Source organism: Lichenifustis flavocetrariae, from assembly GCF_026130545.1.
GTDB lineage: Bacteria > Pseudomonadota > Alphaproteobacteria > Rhizobiales > Beijerinckiaceae > Lichenihabitans > Lichenihabitans flavocetrariae.
Map to the genome: position 1 here is coordinate 1 of NZ_JAMOIM010000124.1, position 3,177 is coordinate 3,177.

Genomic DNA, 3,177 nt, shown 5'->3' on the forward strand with positions numbered 1-3,177 from the left:
GAGGGCTTCTTCGTTCTGAGCGCGTGACGCTCCACCAAACCCGCCGCCTGCATCACGCCCGCAAAGGCGCCGCGCACTCCAACCTCGGTCGCCCCGCTCTCGTGACGGCTGATGCGGCTGATCGTGATCCGATCGATGATGCGACGCACCATCTCGCGGTGCTTCGGGGCATCCAGATGGGCGTGATTGGAAATCGCCTGTTCGATATTCTGAGCCGCAGCCTGGATCAGCGCGTCAACATCCTCGGTGATGGCGAGCGGGGCAGGGGGGCCGGTTGCCTCCACAGCGTCAAGCTCCGAAGTCAGATCGCGCACCTCGTCCTGCAACTGGCTGAGCTTAGCAAGCAGGGCTGGATTGTGCCCGGCCTCGGTGATGGCGTTGACAATGCGATTGACCTGATCCCCTTTGCGCTTGATGGTGGCCACGAGCTTGGTCCGGGTCTCGTTCGACGAACCCGAGATCCTCTCGCGCTCCGCGATGACCTCGGCGCGCAACCGTGCCATGGCATCCTCGTTCATCCAGCGGTGACGGATGGCATCTCCGATCAGCCGTTCGAGATCGGCCCGCTTTACCTTCAGACCGTTCGCGCATGTGCCCTTCGAGCGGACATTGGAGCAGCCGTAATGACCGGCGTCGCGCATGGCAAAGGTTGATCCGCAGTCTCCGCAGACGATCAGGCCGGACAACATGTGCTGCGCGCGGTGCGCGCGATTGAGTGGGACGCCATGGTCGTCACGTGTCATGGCCGTCCGAACTTCGGTCTGCTCGACCGACAGCGACCCAGCACCAAACGAGGACCACGGATTCCGAGACGAAGTTGCCCAAGAGGGAAAAGACTGGCCCGACCGTCAGCAGCAGAACAGTGACGATCCCGATCCCGGCGACCGCACTGGATGCCGTCAAGATCGTGATGATACGAAAATCGCGCAGCACCTCGAGGTAGACGCGAGGCACCAGGTAGAACAGTTGAACAACTGAAACAGCCCACCCAAGGCCAAAGATCAGCATTTTTGGCTGTCCGACAAAGACCGGGGCATTGATGAAAGGCAAAGCGCAAAACACGACGGCCCCTCCCACAAGGCCGACGACCAGCATGGAGGCGGTCGAGACTGCAGCAAGCTGCCCCATCCGCCGGGCAGATCCGTTGCTGGCCTGCCGAACAAGTTCTGGCTGGATCAGATTGGCTAGAGCCGACGATACCAGCCGAAAGGGCGCATAGAACACGAGCGCCCCGGCAATGGGCGCATAGGCAGCCGGGCCAGCCAATGCCGCGATCAGCAACACTTGCCCTTGCCCCTGGACATTGGCCATCGTGACGCCCGTGCAAGACCAGAGCAACTGCCGCGACATCATTGCGTAGCGGCTCCGCGCGAAACGACCGAAGCTGATGCGCATCTTCCGCCGCATGATTAGCGATGCCGCAAGGCCGGCGGCATTGGCCAGAGCGAGGATCAGGAAGGCCTGATCGAGCGAGGTGACCTCTCCCGCACGAAAGAATACCACCGCGAGCGCGATCCCCGACACCACGAAGATCGCGTCGCTGATTGCAGATTGAACCTGGCACTGAATTGCGAACAGCACGGTGCGCAGATAGCTTCGGAGGCTCCATAGGGTCAGGAAGACGCTACCCAGGATGGCGCTGGACCCGAAGGCCCGCCAAAGGAATCCAGCTGCGACAAGACCGACGACGACGGAAATGACCAATGCCGCAGACCCGAAGGCAACCTCATCGGCTGCCGCAGCCCGACGGCCCCGCTGCGATGCGATCAGTAGCGTCGCAGGCATGCCGGCCAACGCACGGACGTACGTCAAAGCGATGCCGCCGCTCAACATGACGATCGCGAAGACGCCATAGTCATGCGGTGTCAGCACATGCACCAAGACGATGTTGAACGCGAAATGAAACGCGCTCTGCAACACTTCTCCGCCCAGCATCACAAAAAATCGCCGAGCAAATTTTCTGAGCTGTGACAGCATCAGGTCTGGCCCTGGCGCAATCGCTTCTTCGGCTCGTCCTTGCTCATCAATCGTCCTGCCGCGATCGTCTGCTCAACGACCGACGCAAAGGCGTCGGACACCAAACGAACCGTAAACAAGCTCTCATAGCGCGCCCGGGCCGCGACTGCATAGCCGCGCCAGGACTCGGGGTCGGTCACGATGAGAGACAGCCGTTCGGCAAGGGCTTCGACGTTATCCGGAGCGACCAGCCACCCCGTTCGTTCGTGCTCCACCACTTCGCAGAGTCCGCCGATCGCCGACACAAGCGGCGGACGCCCATACGCCATCGCTTCGATGGCTACCCGGCCCAAGGATTCAGGGAGCCGCGATGGAACCGCGACGACATCCGCCCATCGATAGAAATCCGCAGGATCCTCCACGAAGGGAAACATGGTGACGATGTCGCTCAATCCATTGGATCGGACCAGCTCTCGAAGTGCCTCGACCGGCGCCACGCCTCCGAACGCGCTGCCCACGATACGCACGTCGATCCTGGTACGGACTTCGGGCGGGAGTGCCTTCAAGGCCGCCACCAAGACGTCCTGCCCCTTAATCCGGCTGATCCGCCCCAGCATTAACAACCGCAGGGGTCGACTGCCATCGTAGGTCGAGACTTCAGGGCTCGCGGGCCCCACGATCCCGTTATAGACAACGTGAGTGGTCGCGCCCGGGATCGGCAAATAAGAGTCGCGCGTCGCGTTGGAATTAAAAATTACGTCACAGCGGCTCCATCGGAGTAGAGCCCGCAAGATGGTGCGGACTGACCCGGTTGGAAGTTCATGCACGTGGAGAAGCCCGCGGCGAGGCCATGCTCTAGCCGCGAGCAAATAGTCCAAGATGACGGCCGTATTGATATAGACAAGATCGTTGTTCCGGAACCTCGCGCGCGCGCGCGCAACAGCACGGGGCAGACGAAAAAGCTCGACGGTCAAAAGACGTCGAAGATCGTGTCGACGAAGAACCCAGAGCGGCTCATAGACAATAGACGAGGCATATTTCGAAAGATGGTCAACAATAGGTCCGTATTTAGGCAATACAATATTTATATCTGCAAGCGGATAAATTTTCCGTATTATATAAACACATTCGATGAAACTACGATCGTAATTACCCAGGCCATTTGGAGGCTGGTCAGGCGCTGACGGTCTGGAGAATGACCTGAAAGGCGTTGGTGCCGGG

At 60.3% G+C, this 3,177-nt stretch carries 3 protein-coding genes; all 3 read right to left on the minus strand.

What is annotated here, in order from left to right:
- A partial coding sequence (locus tag M8523_RS36095; protein ID WP_282589611.1) for a recombinase zinc ribbon domain-containing protein occupies positions 1 to 743 on the minus strand: 743 nt, incomplete at its 3' end.
- Complete coding sequence (locus M8523_RS36100) at positions 733 to 1,935, minus strand: MATE family efflux transporter (protein ID WP_282589612.1); 1,203 nt, start codon at positions 1,933 to 1,935, stop codon at positions 733 to 735. The genes M8523_RS36095 and M8523_RS36100, both read right to left, overlap by 11 nt.
- Positions 1,936 to 1,976: 41 nt before the next feature.
- Positions 1,977 to 3,177 (minus strand): glycosyltransferase family 4 protein (locus tag M8523_RS36105; RefSeq protein WP_345894371.1); only part of this gene is annotated, 1,201 nt, incomplete at its 5' end.